The organism is Streptomyces sp. NPDC000983 (assembly GCF_040299205.1).
Lineage (GTDB): Bacteria > Actinomycetota > Actinomycetes > Streptomycetales > Streptomycetaceae > Streptomyces.
In genome coordinates this window covers 141739-156576 of sequence record NZ_JBEPBM010000012.1, presented here as the reverse complement: position 1 = coordinate 156576, position 14838 = coordinate 141739, and the positions used below count along the sequence as shown (strand labels likewise).

12 protein-coding genes are annotated in these 14838 nt (G+C 73.2%); 4 read left to right on the top strand and 8 right to left on the bottom strand.

What is annotated here, in order from left to right; all coding sequences use genetic code 11:
- Positions 1-81: 81 nt before the first annotated feature.
- The 5 genes from ABT296_RS16560 to ABT296_RS16540 form a co-directional block, all read right to left on the bottom strand.
- The gene (locus tag ABT296_RS16560; protein WP_351927746.1) at positions 82-1341 is read right to left on the bottom strand and encodes an RNA polymerase sigma factor; all 1260 of its coding nucleotides are present in this window, start codon (positions 1339-1341) and stop codon (positions 82-84) included.
- A 104-nt stretch (positions 1342-1445) separates the two neighbouring features.
- The gene (dnaG, locus tag ABT296_RS16555; protein WP_351927744.1) at positions 1446-3347 is read right to left on the bottom strand and encodes a DNA primase; all 1902 of its coding nucleotides are present in this window, start codon (positions 3345-3347) and stop codon (positions 1446-1448) included.
- Positions 3348-3417: 70 nt separating this feature from the next.
- Positions 3418-4683 carry an NAD(P)/FAD-dependent oxidoreductase gene (locus ABT296_RS16550; protein ID WP_351927742.1) on the bottom strand — a complete coding sequence of 422 codons (1266 nt, stop codon included), beginning with the start codon at positions 4681-4683 and terminating at the stop codon, positions 3418-3420.
- 146 nt (positions 4684-4829) lie between these two features.
- The gene (locus tag ABT296_RS16545; RefSeq protein ID WP_351927740.1) at positions 4830-6110 is read right to left on the bottom strand and encodes a deoxyguanosinetriphosphate triphosphohydrolase; all 1281 of its coding nucleotides are present in this window, start codon (positions 6108-6110) and stop codon (positions 4830-4832) included.
- 401 nt (positions 6111-6511) lie between these two features.
- The gene (locus ABT296_RS16540; RefSeq protein ID WP_351927738.1) at positions 6512-7345 is read right to left on the bottom strand and encodes a sirohydrochlorin chelatase; all 834 of its coding nucleotides are present in this window, start codon (positions 7343-7345) and stop codon (positions 6512-6514) included.
- 141 nt (positions 7346-7486) lie between these two features.
- Here ABT296_RS16540 and ABT296_RS16535 point away from each other — a divergent pair, with 141 nt between their 5' ends.
- Both ABT296_RS16535 and ABT296_RS16530 read left to right on the top strand, forming a co-directional pair.
- Entirely contained in the window at positions 7487-8164 is a 678-nt protein-coding gene (locus ABT296_RS16535) for a SanA/YdcF family protein (RefSeq protein ID WP_502977261.1), read from the top strand.
- A gap of 116 nt (positions 8165-8280) precedes the next feature.
- Positions 8281-10419, top strand: coding sequence for a molybdopterin oxidoreductase family protein (locus ABT296_RS16530; RefSeq protein ID WP_351927736.1), 2139 nt, complete (start codon positions 8281-8283; stop codon positions 10417-10419).
- Here ABT296_RS16530 and ABT296_RS16525 read toward each other — a convergent pair.
- The gene (locus tag ABT296_RS16525) at positions 10408-10815 is read right to left on the bottom strand and encodes a gamma-glutamylcyclotransferase family protein (RefSeq protein WP_351927734.1); all 408 of its coding nucleotides are present in this window, start codon (positions 10813-10815) and stop codon (positions 10408-10410) included. The genes ABT296_RS16530 and ABT296_RS16525 overlap by 12 nt on opposite strands.
- Positions 10816-10949: 134 nt before the next feature.
- Between ABT296_RS16525 and ABT296_RS16520 the strand changes: the two genes are divergently transcribed.
- Positions 10950-12572 (top strand): M4 family metallopeptidase, encoded by a 1623-nt coding sequence (locus ABT296_RS16520; protein WP_351927732.1) that lies wholly within the window; start codon positions 10950-10952, stop codon positions 12570-12572.
- 37 nt (positions 12573-12609) lie between these two features.
- On the opposite strand, the gene ABT296_RS16515 is transcribed toward ABT296_RS16520, so the two are convergent.
- A complete protein-coding gene (locus ABT296_RS16515; RefSeq protein ID WP_351927730.1) occupies positions 12610-13485 on the bottom strand; it encodes a Rossmann-fold NAD(P)-binding domain-containing protein in 876 nt (291 codons plus the stop codon).
- A gap of 82 nt (positions 13486-13567) precedes the next feature.
- Between ABT296_RS16515 and ABT296_RS16510 the strand changes: the two genes are divergently transcribed.
- Positions 13568-13975 (top strand): winged helix-turn-helix transcriptional regulator, encoded by a 408-nt coding sequence (locus tag ABT296_RS16510; protein ID WP_351927728.1) that lies wholly within the window; start codon positions 13568-13570, stop codon positions 13973-13975.
- Positions 13976-14057: 82 nt separating this feature from the next.
- Here the strand turns inward: ABT296_RS16510 and ABT296_RS16505 are convergent, their stop codons facing one another.
- Positions 14058-14648: an NADPH-dependent FMN reductase gene (locus ABT296_RS16505; protein WP_351927726.1), complete on the bottom strand. Its 591-nt coding sequence runs from the start codon at positions 14646-14648 to the stop codon at positions 14058-14060.
- Positions 14649-14838: the final 190 nt, after the last annotated feature.

Sequence of the window (14838 nt, the reverse complement as noted above, 5' to 3'; positions counted from 1 at the left end):
CCGGTCGCGCAGTTCCCCGCGCCCCTTCCCGTCGGAGCAGGCGCCCCCGGTCGGCGACTTTCCCGCCGCTTTGGGGTGTGGTCAGTCCAGGTAGCCCCTCAGTTGGTCTGCGAAGGCGTGGTCCCTCAGTTTGTTGAGGGTTTTGGATTCGATCTGGCGTATGCGTTCCCTGGTGACGCCGAAGATGCGGCCTATCTCCTCCAGGGTGCGGGGGCGGCCGTCGGCGAGGCCGTAGCGGAGCTGGACGACCTTGCGCTCGCGTTCACCGAGGGTGGAGAGGACCGCCTCCAGGTGTTCCCTGAGCAGCAGGAACGCCGCCGATTCGACGGGGCTCGCCGCGTCGCCGTCCTCGATGAGGTCGCCGAGGGCCACGTCGTCCTCCTCGCCCACCGGGGCGTGCAGGGAGACGGGTTCCTGGGCCAGGCGCAGGACCTCGCCGACCCGTTCCGGAGCCAGGTCCAGGTGGTCGGCCACCTCCTCCGCCGTCGGCTCGTAGCCGCGTTCCTGGAGCATGCGGCGCTGCACCCGGACGACCCGGTTGATCAGCTCGACGACATGCACGGGGACGCGGATCGTGCGGGCCTGGTCGGCCAGCGCCCGGGACATGGCCTGGCGGATCCACCAGGTGGCGTACGTGGAGAACTTGTAGCCGCGGGCGTAGTCGAACTTCTCCACCGCCCGGATCAGGCCCAGGTTGCCCTCCTGGACCAGGTCCAGCATGGTCAGGCCGCGGCCGACGTAGCGTTTGGCGACGGAGACCACGAGCCGCAGGTTCGCCTCGATCAGGCGGCGCTTGGCCATCCGGCCCATGACCACCAGGCGGTCCAGGTCCAGCGCCAGCTCGATGTCCAGGTCGGGGGTGCTGGAGAGCTTCTCCTCGGCGAACAGGCCGGCCTCGACACGGCGGGCCAGTTCGACCTCCTCCGCCGCCGTGAGCAGGGGGATCCGGCCGATCTCCCGCAGGTACTGGCGGAACAGGTCCGAGGACGGGCCGCCGGTGTCGGCGCGGGGAGCCCTGACGGGCTCGGGGGGCGGCTCCTCGAGGACGGCGGGCTCGCCCTCGGGGTGGAGCGCGGCACGGTTCTGCGGGGGCACCGCGACGAGGACGTCGGCCTCTCCGTCCGGTTCCGTGCCGTCCGTACCGGTGGCGGTCTGGGTGAGGGTCTGGGTCTGCACGGGGGCGACCTCCAGGATGATCGCTGCTGAGGTGTGCGGCAGCGCGGTTTCGAGGGCGGAGTCGGCGGCCTCGCCGTCGCTGTCCGTCCTGTACGCGATGAGCGGAACCGCGGGGGTGTCGGACCCGTGGGGGACGGGTCGGCCGCGCTCCGAGGACTCAGGCACCGGAACCCAGTGTGGGGTACGACACATCGCCGCCACGAGGGGCGTGCGGTGACTTTTTGCGTCCGGCCCGTGACGGCGTGCTGCCTTGGGGCGGCCCGGTGGGGCTAGAGGGCGCCGGCTCCGTGGGCGCGGAGGGCCTGGTCGTACTGCTGGAGGACCCACAGTTCGTTCTGGACGGCGGCCAGTTCGGCCGGGTCCCCGCCGGCCGAGAGCCGGGTCATCTGGGACTGGATGTCGCGGATACGGCGCTCGACGGCCCGGCGGCGGACCGTGACGAGCTGTTCGCCCGCGTAGTTCTCGTCGACCGTGCGCCGCATGATCGCCTCGACGGCCAGCTCGGTCACCATCGCGCGGACCGCGTCGTCGGGGGCGGCGTCCCGCACCCGGACCAGGTAGTCCTGCGCGTCCTGGACGCCGTACTCGGCGCCGCCCGCCTCCATGACCGCCTGGCGCACGGCGGCGTAGGGGGCGGCGGTGAACTCGTCGACGCCGTACGCGTCGAAGGCCGGGGAGACCAACTCCGGACGCTGGAGGGCCAGTTTGAGCAGTTCGCGCTCGGTGGCGTAGACGGGGTTGCGGAGGTTGAGCGCGGGGCCCCCGGCAGCGGTCCGCGGGGCGGCGTCATACTGCTGCTGGGGTCCGCGTGCCGGGGCCGGGCCCTTGCCGCCGCGGTCGCGGGCCCAACGGGCCAGCTGCGCAACCCGCTTGACGACGAACTGGGTGTCGAGGATGCCGAGCATCCCGGCGAGCTGGACGGCGACCTCGTGCTGGGCGCCGCTGTTCTTGATGCGGGCGACGATCGGGGCGGCCTCGTCCAGGGCGGCGGCGCGGCCCGCCGGGGTGTCGAGGTCGTAGCGGACGACGATCTGGCGGAGCGCGAACTCGAAGAGGGGGGTGCGGGGTTCGGCGAGTTCGGCGACGGCCTCGTCGCCCTTGGCCAGGCGCAGTTCGCAGGGGTCCATGCCGTCGGGGGCGATGGCGATGTAGGTCTCGGCGGCGAACTTCTGGTCGTCCTCGAAGGCGCGCAGGGCCGCCTTCTGGCCGGCCGCGTCGCCGTCGAAGGTGAAGATCACGCGGGCCGAGCCGTTGTCCATCAGCAGCCGGCGCAGGATCTTGATGTGGTCGGCGCCGAACGCGGTGCCGCAGGTGGCGATGGCGGTGGTGACGCCGGCGAGGTGGCAGGCCATGACGTCGGTGTAGCCCTCGACGACGACCGCGCGGGACGCCTTGGCGATGTCCTTCTTGGCGAGGTCGATGCCGTACAGGACGTGGCTCTTCCTGTAGATCGCCGTGTCGGGGGTGTTCAGGTACTTGGGGCCGTTGTCGGCCTCGTAGAGCTTGCGGGCGCCGAAGCCGACGACCTCGCCGCCGATGTCGCGGATCGGCCACATCAGCCGGCCCCGGAAGCGGTCGATGGGGCCGCGGCGGCCTTCCTGGGAGAGGCCGGAGAGGATCAGTTCCTTGTCGGTGAAGCCCTTGCCGCGCAGGAAGCGGGTGAGGTGGTCCCAGCCCTGCGGGCTGTAGCCGACGCCGAAGTGGACGGCGGCGGCCTGGTCGAAGCCGCGCTCGGCGAGGAAGATCCGGCCGGTCTCGGCCTCGGGACCGACGGCGAGCTGCTCGGCGTACCAGTCGGCGGCGATCTTGTGGGCCTCGACCAGGCGGATCCGTTCGCCGCGCTGGTGGGAGGGGTTGTAGCCGCCCTCCTCGTAGCGCAGCGTGATGCCGGCCTGGGCGGCGAGCCGCTCGACGGCCTCGGAGAAGGAGAGGTGGTCGACCTTCATCACGAAGGTGATGGTGTCGCCGCCCTCCTGGCAGCCGAAGCAGTGGAAGAGCCCCTTGGCGGGGCTGACCTGGAAGGAGGGCGACTTCTCGTCGTGGAACGGGCACAGCCCCTTGAGGTTGCCGCCGCCCGCGTTGCGCAGCTGGAGGTACTCGGACACCACGGCGTCGATCGGGACCGCGTCCCGAACCGCCTTCACGTCCTCGTCGTTGATCCGTCCTGCCACGAGGTGATTCTACGGGGCAGGACGGACACTCCCGTCGGCCGACCGGCGACCGTCGCGGACCTCTCGCCCGCTACGGCGCGAGGCCGTCCAGCGCGGTGTGCGGGTCGGCCAGGGCCTCCGCGGTCACCCGGACGCCGGTCCGGATCAGCCGCTGGACGGGCTCTGTGACGTCCCACACGTTCACGTTCATCCCGGCGAGCACCCGGCCCTCCTTCAGCCAGAAGGCGATGAACTCGCGCTTGCCGGCGTCCCCGCGGATCACGACCTCGTCGTAGGAACCGGGGGGCGCCCAGCCCGAGTACTCCATGCCGAGGTCGTACTGGTCGGAGAAGAAGTAGGGGACCCGGTCGTAGGCGCCGTCCCGGCCGAGCATGGCGCGGGCCGCGGCCGGGCCGCCGTTGAGGGCGTTGGCCCAGTGCTCGACCCGCAGGGCGGTGCCGAACAGGGCGTGCGGGAAGGACGCGACGTCGCCGGCGGCGTGGATGTCGGGGTCGGAGGTGCGCAGCCGCTCGTCGACGGCGATGCCGCCGCCGTGCTCGCGGGCGGCCAGCTCCAGCCCGGCGGCCTCGGCGAGCCCGGTGCGGGGCGCGGCGCCGATCGCGGCGAGCACGGCGTGCGCCAGGTGCTCCTCGCCGTCGTCGGTGCGGGCGGCCAGGACCACCCCGTCCTGTCCGGCGATCTCGGTGAGCCGCGCCCCGAAGTGGAAGCGCACCCCGTGCTCGCGGTGGAGTTCGGCGAAGAGCTGGCCCAGCTCCGGGCCGAGCACGCCGTGCAGCGGGGTCGGCTCCGCCTCGACGACGGTGACCTCGGCGCCGTACTCCCGGGCGGCCGCGGCGACCTCCAGGCCGATCCAGCCGGCCCCGGCGATCACGATGTGGCCGTTGTCCCGGCCGAGGGCGGCCAGCACGCCCTTGAGCCGCTCGGCGTGCGCGAGCCGGCGCAGATGGTGGACGCCGGCCAGGTCGGTGCCGGGGATGTCCAGCCTGCGGGGCTCGGCGCCGGTCGTGATCAGCAGTTTGTCGTAGTGGACGACGGTGCCGTCCTCGCCGAAGCGGACGGTCTTCGCCGTGCGGTCGATGGCGTCGACGGTCTGGCCGAGGTGCAGTTCGATGTCGTTGCGCGCGTACCAGGCGGGCTCGTGCACGAAGACGCTCTCGCGCTCCTCCTTGCCGAGGAGGTAGCCCTTGGACAGCGGTGGGCGCTCGTAGGGGTGGTCGCGTTCGTCGCTGATCAGTATCACCCGGCCCGTGAAGCCCTCCGCCCGCAGCGTCTCGGCCGCCTTCGCGCCGGCGAGTCCGCCTCCGACGATGACGAATGTCTGATCCGCGTCGACCACTTGATGCCTCCTCGTAAGGGTGCCGCCACATGGGAGCGTCCCGCACGGAGTGTGATGGGGGAAGAGGGAGTGGCCCGATCAGGCCACGGAGGGTCACATTCGAGTTTGTTTCGCTTCGCTCGTGCCCAGTCGTGTCCCCCCGTTGTTCACGGGTGCCCCGTCAGGCGCATGTGAAGCGAACGGGCCGAGGCGTCGGTGAGGGACGCGATCTGGTCCACGATCACCCGCTTGCGCGCCCGGTCGTCGGGGCCCGCGTCGAACAGCGCCCGGAACTGCGGGTCCAGTCCCTCCGGTGCGCGCGCGGTGAGCGCCTCGGCGAGTTCGGCCACCACGATCCGCTGGTCGGCGCGGAGCCGCTCCTGCTCGGCGCGCTGCATGACGTACCGGTCGGCGACGGCCTTCAGTACGGCGCACTCCAGCCGGGTCTCGCGCGGTACGACGAGTTCGGCGCCGTAGCGGGTGAGCCGGCCGCCGCCGTACGCGGCGCGGGTGGCGCGCTCGGCGGCCAGGCAGAACCGGCCGATGAGCTGGCTGGTGGCGTCCTTCAGCCTGGCCTGCGCGGCCGCGGTGCCGTCGTAGCCGTGCGGCCACCAGGGCTGGTCCTGGAGCCGGTCGAGGGCCTCGGCGAGTTCGGCGGGGTCGGTGTCCTCGGGTACGTACCGGCCGACGGCCACCTCGAACACGGCCCGGCGCTCCGGCTCGGCGTGCAGGCAGTTGGGGTCGACATGGCCCGCGTGCAGGCCGTCCTCGACGTCGTGCACGGAGTACGCCACGTCGTCGGACCAGTCCATGACCTGTGCCTCGAAGGTGGCGCGGGTGCCGGGTGCGGCCTCGCGGACCCAGTCGAAGACCGGCCGGTCGTCGTCGTAGACGCCGAACTTCGGGGAGGCCGGGTCGGTGGGGTGGGCGCCGCGGGGCCAGGGGTACTTGGTGGCGGCGTCGAGGGTGGCGCGGGTGAGGTTGAGCCCGACGGAGCCCTCCGGGGTGAAGCGCTTGGGTTCGATGCGGGTGAGCAGGCGCAGTGACTGGGCGTTGCCCTCGAAACCGCCGATGTCCTCGGCGAACTCGTTGAGCGCGTGTTCTCCGTTGTGGCCGAAGGGGGGGTGGCCCAGGTCGTGGGAGAGGCAGGCGGCCTCCACGAGGTCGGGGTCGCAGCCGAGGGCTTCGCCGAGTTCTCGGCCTACCTGGGCGCACTCCAGGGAGTGGGTGAGGCGGGTCCGTGGGCTGGCGTCCCATGCCTGGCTCCGGGTGCCGGGGGTGACGACCTGCGTCTTTCCGGCGAGTCTGCGGAGCGCCGAGGAGTGCAGCACCCTTGCCCGGTCGCGCTGGAACGCGGTGCGTCCTGGGCGCTTGTCGGGCTCCTGCGCCCAGCGGGCGACTGACGTCGGGTCGTAACCAACGGGTGGGGTGTGGTTCTCGTGCGCCATGCGTCGACCCTAAGCGGCGGCGCCCCTGCCCGTCGTTCGCCCGCGGGCACGCGGCGGCCGATCGCGCAGTTCCCCGCGCCCCTAAAAACAACGCCCCTCGCCCCCGGACCCCAGGCGCACCGGGAGTTCCTCGTTCACCTGCGGGCGCGTTGTGGCTGGTCGCGCAGTTCCCCGCGCCCCTCAGAAGCCACACCTCGCGCCCTCGGCCCCCACCGACCGCCCACCGACCAACCCACACCCGCCCCCACCCACCCAGGGGCGCGGGGAACTGCGCGAACAACCACGACGGCGCCGCGGCCGACCTTCCAGGGGCGCGGGGAACTGCGCGAACAACCACGACGGCGCCGCGGCCGACCTTCCAGGGGCGCGGGGAACTGCGTGGCTGGTGGGCCGCGGCGCGGTCATGCTGCGGCGTTCATTCGGTCCGGCAGGCAGCGGTCGTAGCGGTGCAGGAGGAGGCGGGCCATCGCCGGGTGGGTGCCCAGGGGGGCCGAGACGATCCAGGGGGCCTGCGCCGCGCACTCCGTCGCGAAGCGGCCGGGCGCGGTGAAGTACGAGGCCACGGCGATCCGCCGGTGCCCGAGGGAGCGGAGCCGCTCGACGGCCTCCGGCACCGTGGGCCCGGCCGTGCTGGCGTACGCCGTGAGAACCGGCACACCCAGCCGCTCCGAGAGCAGGGAGGCCGTACGTCCGGTGTCCGTGCGGGACTCCGGGTCCCGGGACCCGGCCGCGGCCAGCACCACCGCCGTGCCCGGCGTCCGCCCCCAGCCGGCCTCGTCGAGCCGGTCGCGGAGGGCTTCGACCAGGTAGGGGTGGGGCCCCAGCGCGTCGGCCACCCGGGCCCGTACCCCGGACCCGGCGGCCATCTCCGGGATGTCCCGCTTGACGTGGTAGCCGCGGCTGAGCAGCAACGGCACCAGCACGGCCTCGTCGGAGTCGAGTTCCGCGAGCGTGTCCGGCAGGAGCGGCGCGTTCAGTTCGATGTGGCCGAGCCGCACGTCCAGCCCCGGCCGGGCCTCGCGGACCCGCTGAAGGAGTCCGCGGACGGTGCTGAGGGCCCGGGGGTCGCGGCTGCCGTGGGCCACGACCACGAGCGGGGGCTGGGTGGCGCGGCGCCGGCCGTCGAGCGAGACGAGGCTGAGCTGGCTGGCGAGCTGGCTGCTGATCCGGTTCATGAGGGTCGCCGTACTGTCGAGGGACGTGGACTCGTCGTGAAGGTGTTTCGACGCCGTCATGAACCGATGGTGGAGGGCCGAGGTTGCCGCTCCGTTGCACGGGCGTCACGGGTGTTTTCCACGGGTTCACCGCACCGGGTACCCCGATGTGAGCAGCCCCCACCACGCAACCGGGGCCCCGCCCGGGGCGTCCTGCACCGTATGAGGATCCGCCGCCCCCGCCTGCCCCGCACCCGGACCGGACGGCGCCGGCTGGCGCAGGCGCTGATGGCGGCGTGCGTGCTGGCACTGCTCCCGGCGACCTGGATGCGCCTGTCCACGGGCGACCGTCTGCGCACGCTCGCCGACGCGCCGCGCACCGACGTCGCCGTGGTCTTCGGCGCGGGCCTGTGGCAGGGCGAGCCGTCCCCGTACCTCGCGCACCGCCTGGACGCGGCGGCGGAGCTGTACCGGGCGGGGCGGGTGAAGGTCGTCCTGGTCACCGGCGACAACAGCCGTACGGACTACGACGAGCCGGACGCGATGCGCGGCTACCTGACCCGGCACGGCGTGCCGGACGCCAGGATCGTCAGCGACTACGCGGGCTTCGACACCTGGGACTCCTGCATCCGCGCGAAGAAGATCTTCGGGGTGGACGAGGCCGTGCTGATCAGCCAGGGCTTCCACATCCGGCGGGCGGTGGCCCTGTGCGAGGCGGCGGGGGTCACCTCGTACGGCGTCGGCGTGGACGAGCGGCACGACTCCACCTGGTACTACGGCGGCACCCGGGAGGTCCTCGCGGCGGGCAAGGCGGCGCTGGACGTGGTGCTGCGGCCCGATCCCCGCTTCCTCGGGCCGCGCGAGCCGGGCGTGGGGGACGCCCTGGCCGCCGGGCGGTGAAGGGCGGGACGGGCGGGCGCCTCACCGCGGACGGGGGCGGGCGGGGAGATCGCCGTCGACTCGGCGTAACAAACCGCGGACACGGCACGTAACACGGCCGAAGCACGCTGGACGGTATGCAGAACACCGTCACGCCCACGCACTGTCCCTACTGCGCCCTGCAGTGCGGGATGAATCTGACGCCCGTACCGGACGGCACGGTCGAGGTCGGCGAGCGTGCGGACTTCCCGGTGAACCGGGGCGCGCTGTGCGGCAAGGGCCGTACGGCGCCCGAGGTGCTGTCGTCGAGCGTCCGTCTCACCTCGCCCTTGGTGCGCCGCGAGGGGACTCTGGTGCCGGCCTCCTGGGAGGAGGCCCTGGACCGGATCGCCGCGGAGCTGGGCCGGACGCGGGCGGAGCACGGCCCGGACGCGTGCGGGGTCTTCGGCGGCGGCGGTCTGACCAACGAGAAGGCGTACACGCTTGGCAAGTTCGCCCGGGTGGTGCTCGGCACCTCGCAGATCGACTACAACGGCCGCTTCTGCATGTCGTCCGCCGCGGCCGCCGGGATGAAGGCGTTCGGTGTGGACCGCGGGCTGCCGTTCCCGCTGGAGGACATCCCGAGGACGGGCTGTGTGATCCTCGTCGGCTCCAACCCGGCCGAGACGATGCCGCCGTCGATGCGGTACTTCCACGAGCTGCGGGAGAACGGCGGCACCCTGATCGTCGTCGACCCGCGCCGCACTCGGACCGCCGAGCAGGCCGATCTGCACCTGGCGCCGCGGCCCGGCACGGACCTGGCGCTGGCGCTGGGGCTGCTGCACCTGGTCGTCGCCGAGGGGCGCACGGACGAGGAGTACATCCGCGAGCGGACCACCGGCTGGGAGGAGGCCCGCGCGGAGGCGCTGGCCCACTGGCCCGAGTACGTGGAGCGGATCACCGGGGTGTCCGTGCCCGAACTGCGGGAAGCGGTAAGGATGTTCTGCGAGCCGGAGGCGGCGATGGTGCTCACCGCGCGCGGCCCGGAGCAGCAGTCCAAGGGCACCGACACGGTGGGCGCCTGGATCAACCTCTGCCTGGCGACCGGCCGGGCGGGCCGCCCGCTGTCCGGCTACGGCTGCCTCACCGGCCAGGGCAACGGGCAGGGCGGGCGCGAACACGGCCAGAAGGCCGACCAGTTGCCCGGGTACCGCAAGCTGGACGACCCCGAGGCGCGGCGCCATGTCGCCGGGGTGTGGGGCGTCGACCCCGACTCGCTGCCGGGTCCGGGGCGCAGTGCGTACGAGCTGCTGGACGCGCTCGGCACGGACATCCGCGCGCTGCTGCTGATGGGGTCCAACCCGGTGGTGTCGGCGCCGCGTGCCGCGCACATCGAGGAGCGGATCAAGTCGCTCGACTTCCTCGCCGTCTGTGACGTGGTGCTCTCGGAGACGGCGGCGCTGGCGGACGTCGTGCTGCCGGTGACGCAGTGGGCGGAGGAGACGGGCACGACGACCAACCTGGAGGGGCGGGTGCTGCTGCGCCGCCGGGCGATCACCGCGCCCGAGGGCATCCGCAGCGACCTGGAGGTCATGCACGAACTGGCCGGCCGGCTCGGGGTGGAGAAGGGCTTCCCGACGGACGCGGAGGAGGTCTTCGAGGAGTTGCGCCGGGCCAGCGCGGGCGGCCTCGCCGACTACTCGGGGATCACCTACCGCAGGCTCGCCGAGGAGAACGGGGTGTTCTGGCCGTGCCCGGCACAGGAGGCGGTCCACCCCGGGACTCCGCGGCTCTTCCTCGACCGGTTCGCCACGCCGGACGGGCGGGCCCGGTTCGCGCCCGTGGCACACCGGGCGACGGCCGAGGAGCCGGACGACGAGTACCCGGTGCTGCTGACGACCGGGCGGGTGGTGTCGCAGTACCAGTCCGGGGCGCAGACCCGCCGGGTGGACGAGCTGAACGCGGCGGCTCCGGGCCCGTTCGTGGAGCTGCACCCGCGGCTGGCGGCGCGGCTCGGGGCGGCCGAGGGCGACCCGGTGGCGGTGGTCTCCCGCCGCGGGCGGGCGGTGGCGCCGGCCCGCATCACGACCGCGATCCGGCCCGACACGGTCTTCATGCCGTTCCACTGGGCGGGCGAGGGCCGCGCGAACACCCTGACCAACCCGGCGCTGGACCCGACGTCGCGGATGCCGGAGTTCAAGTCGTGCGCGGTGCGCGTGGAGGCGGTCGCGAACTCCGGTTACGCCGGGGCCGATTCGGCCGAGCCCGTCGGCGTCGGCGCAGGTTCAGCGTCGTAGGGACCAGTCGCCGCTCTCGATGACCGTGCCGTGCGCCCGTAGGCGGGCGGCGATCGCGGGGGCGGCCAGGTACACCCAGGCGCGGGTGCGGCCCGTGCCGGTGGTCACCTCCCGTTCGACCCGTTCGTAGAGGTTGCGCGGGTCTCCCGGGGTGAACTCCTCCAGCCGGTCCAGCGATATGAGCAGCGCCGGGTACTCCTCGGGGCGGGCCGTGACCAGGTCGCCGTGGACCCGGGCGCCGGGTTCCTCCACGAGGTAGGGGTAGCCGGGGCCGTCGTAGAGCAGGGCGCCGGGCAGGGTGGCCGGTTCCTCCGTGAGCGTGCGGCCGCGGAGGAAGGCGTGGTGGTTGGGCTCTCCGGGGCGGAGGGTGCCGTAGACGAAGAACGAGAGGGTCACAGAAACGATTCTGTCCTCTCACACATCTCCACGGGACGGCCCTGGCCACCGATATGTCATGGCCCCTTGAATCGCAGGACAAGATCGCCCCCCACACCCCGCGCCCCTGTCCTGGCGTGTCCCCGAGGAGTTCCATGAGCCGGATACGGCCGCACGTCCGAGGTTCCCGTCCCGCCGTCGCCGCGGCGGCCGTCACCGCCGCCGGCCTGCTCGCCGCGACGCTCGTCCCGGCCGCCGGCGCCGCCGAAACCCCCACCCGCGCCGCCGCCGTCGAGAACGCGGCCCGCGCCCTCACCGACCACGCGGCCGCCCTCGGACTGACCGCCGGGCAGGACACCGAGGTCCGGGACGTCGTCGTCGACAGCGACGGCAGCCAGCATGTGCGCTACGACCGGACCTACCGCCGACTCCCGGTGCTGGGCGGCGACTTCGTCGTCCACCTCGACCCGGACGGGAACTACCGGGCCGCCTCGCGGGCGGTGCGGGGGTCCGTCGTCCCGGCCGCCGGGGTGAGTCCCGCGCTCTCCGCGACCCGCGCCGCCCACCTCGGCGAGGCCCTGCGTCAACTCACCGCGAAAACAAGGCTGGTGGTCGACGCCCTGCACGGCGCGCCGAAGCTAGCCTGGCGGACCGAGGCCGTCGCCCGGGACGGGCGGGGCAACCCGGTCGGACGGACCGTACTGACCGACGCCCGCTCCGGCGCGCAGCTCGACGCCTGGGACACCCTGGAGACGGCGTCCGGCGACGGCAAGTCCCTGTACGGCGGCACGGTGTCCCTGGACACGACCCTCTCGGGATCGGCGTACCAGCTCAAGGACGCCTCCCGGGGCGGCACTTGGACGGGTGACGCGGCCGGCCGGTCCGACCTCTGCCTGCTCGGCACGGTCTGCCTCACCCGGGCCCCCGCGACGGTCTTCACGGACGCCGACAACCACTGGGGCACCGGCACGGCGGCGAACCGCGCGACGGTCGCCGTGGACGCGCAGTACGGCACCGACACCACCTGGGACTACTTCGCGTCCGTGCACGGACGCGAAGGCATCGCGGGCGACGGCAAGGGCTCCTACAACCGGGTGCACTACGGCAACCGCTACAACAACGCCTTCTGGGACGACGGTTGCTTCTGCATGACCTACGGCGACGGCGACGGGACGACCCTCGGACCGCTGGTCTCCCTGGACGTGGCGGGCCACGAGATGACGCACGGCGTGACCTCGAAGACGGCGGCGCTGACGTACTCGGGTGAGTCCGGGGGCCTCAACGAGGCGACGTCGGATGTCTTCGGCACGCTGGTGGAGTTCCACGCGGCGAACGCCTCGGACCCCGGGGACTATCTGATCGGCGAGAAGACCGTCCGGGACGGGCTGGGGCGCGAGGCGCTGCGCCGGATGGACCGGCCGAGCGCGGACGGCAGTTCGCAGGACTGCTGGACCACGAAGACCGCCTCGCTCGACGTCCACCACTCCTCGGGCATCGGCAACCACTTCGCCTATCTGCTGGCGGAGGGCAGCGGTGCGCGGACGATCGGCGGGGTCGCGCACAACTCGCCGACCTGCGACGGCTCCACGGTGACGGGGATCGGCCGGGACAGGTTGGGCGCGATCTGGTACCGGGCTCTGACCGTCTACATGACGTCGTCGACGAACTACGCGGGCGCGCGCACGGCGACCCTGAGCGCCGCGAAGGACCTCTACGGCGCGGGCGGCACGGAGTACGCGGCGGTGGGGGCGGCCTGGAGCGCGGTCGGGGTGAACTGACCACGCTTCCCTGGAACTTGGGGGCCGCCGTCCACGGTCAGGCTCCTCGGGCGGCCTCCGCCACCAGGTCGCCCACCGGACGGGGCGCCGCGCCCAGCAGCCCCGGCAGGTCGGAGTCCCGCGCCCGGAGGAAGCCGGCGCCCGTGTTGGAGAGCAGGGACAGGGTGTGGGTGACCTGGTAGTCCTCCAGCCCCTGCCCCGCGAGCCCCGAGCGCGCCTCGGTGAGGGAGAGCGGACGGTACGCGACCGGACCGCCGTACCGCCCGCCCAGCAGGCCGGCCACGTCCTCGCCGCCCAGCGCGGTGACCCCCTCCAGTTCGTACGTCCGCCCCGCGTGCCGGCCGGGTCCGCCGGCGGCCAGGGCGCCGTCCGCCTCGGCGGCGACCCGTACGGCGACGTCGGCGAGGTCCTGCCGGGCCACGACCGACATGCGCCCCTGGCCGAACGCGGCGGCGAACACCCCCGTCCCGGCCGCCTCGGCCGCGGCCCCCGCCGACAGGGCGCCGAGCAGTTCGGCGTAGAGGCCGTTGCGCAGGACGGTGGTGTCGAAGGGGCCGGCCGCCAGCCGGGCCTCCGTCCACCGGTGCGCGAGGGCGAGCGTGGTGCGCTCGCCGGACCCCGCCAGGCTGGTGTAGATCACCTGGCGCACCCCCGCGGCCGCCGCCGCGTCGGCGACCGCGCCGTGCCGGGCCATGACGACGTCGTCCTCCGCGTATCCGGCCGAGATCATCACCAGTACGTCGACCCCGGCGAAGCCCGTGGCCAGGCTCGCCGGGTCGTCGAAGTCGACGCGGCGGGCGGTGGTGCCGTCGCCGTGGCGGGTGCCGGCCACCACGTCGGTTCCGTCGAGCGCCGTGAGTCCCTGGAGCACGAGCCTGCCGAGGGCGCCGGAAACACCGGTGACGAGAATCATCCGAGCCGTCCTTGTGTTGACCCCGTGTACGAACAACCCCGAGCATCCGCCGAGTCGGGCGGTCGCATAAGGAGGCACTTTCGTGTCAGCCCCGAACACCGCCGTAAGTTCCCAGGTAGGCGAGGTACCGCCGCCGGGGCCGTGCGGCGACGACGACTGCGGCATCCGCGAGGTGCTGGACCGGCTGGGCGACCGGTGGACGGTGCTGGTGGTCGTGGAGCTGGCCAAGGGCAGCCGCCGGTACGGCGAGTTGGAGCGGGCGGTGCCGGGGATCTCGCAGCGGATGCTGTCGCTGACCACCAAACGGCTGTGCCGGGACGGGCTCGTGGAGCGGATCGTCCACCCGACCCTGCCGCCGCAGGTGGAGTACCGGCTGTCCCCGATGGGGAGCAGCCTCTCGGGGATGATCTCCGCGCTCGCGGACTGGTCCCGGGACCACAAGCCGGCGATCACGGCGGCGCGGACGGCGTGGGACACCGAGCATCCGTAGGGCTCTGGCGTGCGTGCCGGGCGACTCGCCGCCGCGGAGATCCGTCGGACGCGGAGATCCGTCAGAAGGGCCTGGCGGCGGGTCAGGCCGCGTAGGGCCGGCGCTCCTTGGCCTCGCGCAACGCGCTTCCCCACCAGACGAGTTGGTCGAGCATCGCCTTGGCCGCGGCGTCCGGTCCCGAGGGGTCCCTGAGCCGGCCGGAGTCGTCGAAGGAGCCGCCGGCGTTGTGGAAGGAGACGGTGTCCCGGACGGTGACGGCGTGCAGCTCGGCGAAGACCTGCCGCAGGTGTTCGGTGGCGCGCAGGCCGCCCGCGAGGCCGCCGTAGGAGACCACGGCGACGGGTTTGGCGCGCCACTCGCCGTAGTGCCAGTCGATGAGGTTCTTCAGGCCCGCCGGGAAGGAGTGGTTGTACTCGGGGGTCAGGACGACGAACGCGTCGGCGCGGGCCAGCTTCGGGGTGACGCCGGTGAGGGCCTCGGCCGCCTCGGGGGTGCGGGCGAAGGACGTGGGCAGGTCGATCCCGGCGACGTCGACGACCTCGGGCACGAGGTCCTCGCGGGCGCGGACGTGGTCCAGGATCCAGTCGGCGACGACCGGGCCGAAGCGGCCGTGGCGGTTGCTGCCGATGACGACGGCGACGTTCAGGGGCGCGTGCGCGCTGTTGGTCTGCATGCGCCACAGCCTCGTACCTCAAGCTTTCTTGAGGTCAAGCCCCGGCCCGGACGAGTCCCGGGTCACCCGTTCACACGCGCGCCCCGCTCCCTTCGGGTTCTTTTCCCCGGCACTCCGGCACGCCGCCCTTGACCTGCTGAAACGGCATCGGCGACGGTGCGCGGTCCGGTCCGTCCGACACCCGTTCACC

What these genes read in the sequence shown, in the direction of transcription:
- ABT296_RS16505 (WP_351927726.1), bottom strand. Translation starts at nt 14,648, where the DNA reads ATGCAGACCAACAGCGCGCACGCGCCCCTGAACGTCGCCGTCGTCATC.
- ABT296_RS16520 (WP_351927732.1), top strand. Translation starts at nt 10,950, where the DNA reads ATGAGCCGGATACGGCCGCACGTCCGAGGTTCCCGTCCCGCCGTCGCC.
- ABT296_RS16540 (WP_351927738.1), bottom strand. Translation starts at nt 7,345, where the DNA reads ATGACGGCGTCGAAACACCTTCACGACGAGTCCACGTCCCTCGACAGT.
- ABT296_RS16530 (WP_351927736.1), top strand. Translation starts at nt 8,281, where the DNA reads ATGCAGAACACCGTCACGCCCACGCACTGTCCCTACTGCGCCCTGCAG.
- ABT296_RS16545 (WP_351927740.1), bottom strand. Translation starts at nt 6,110, where the DNA reads ATGGCGCACGAGAACCACACCCCACCCGTTGGTTACGACCCGACGTCA.
- ABT296_RS16515 (WP_351927730.1), bottom strand. Translation starts at nt 13,485, where the DNA reads ATGATTCTCGTCACCGGTGTTTCCGGCGCCCTCGGCAGGCTCGTGCTC.
- ABT296_RS16535 (WP_502977261.1), top strand. Translation starts at nt 7,487, where the DNA reads ATGAGGATCCGCCGCCCCCGCCTGCCCCGCACCCGGACCGGACGGCGC.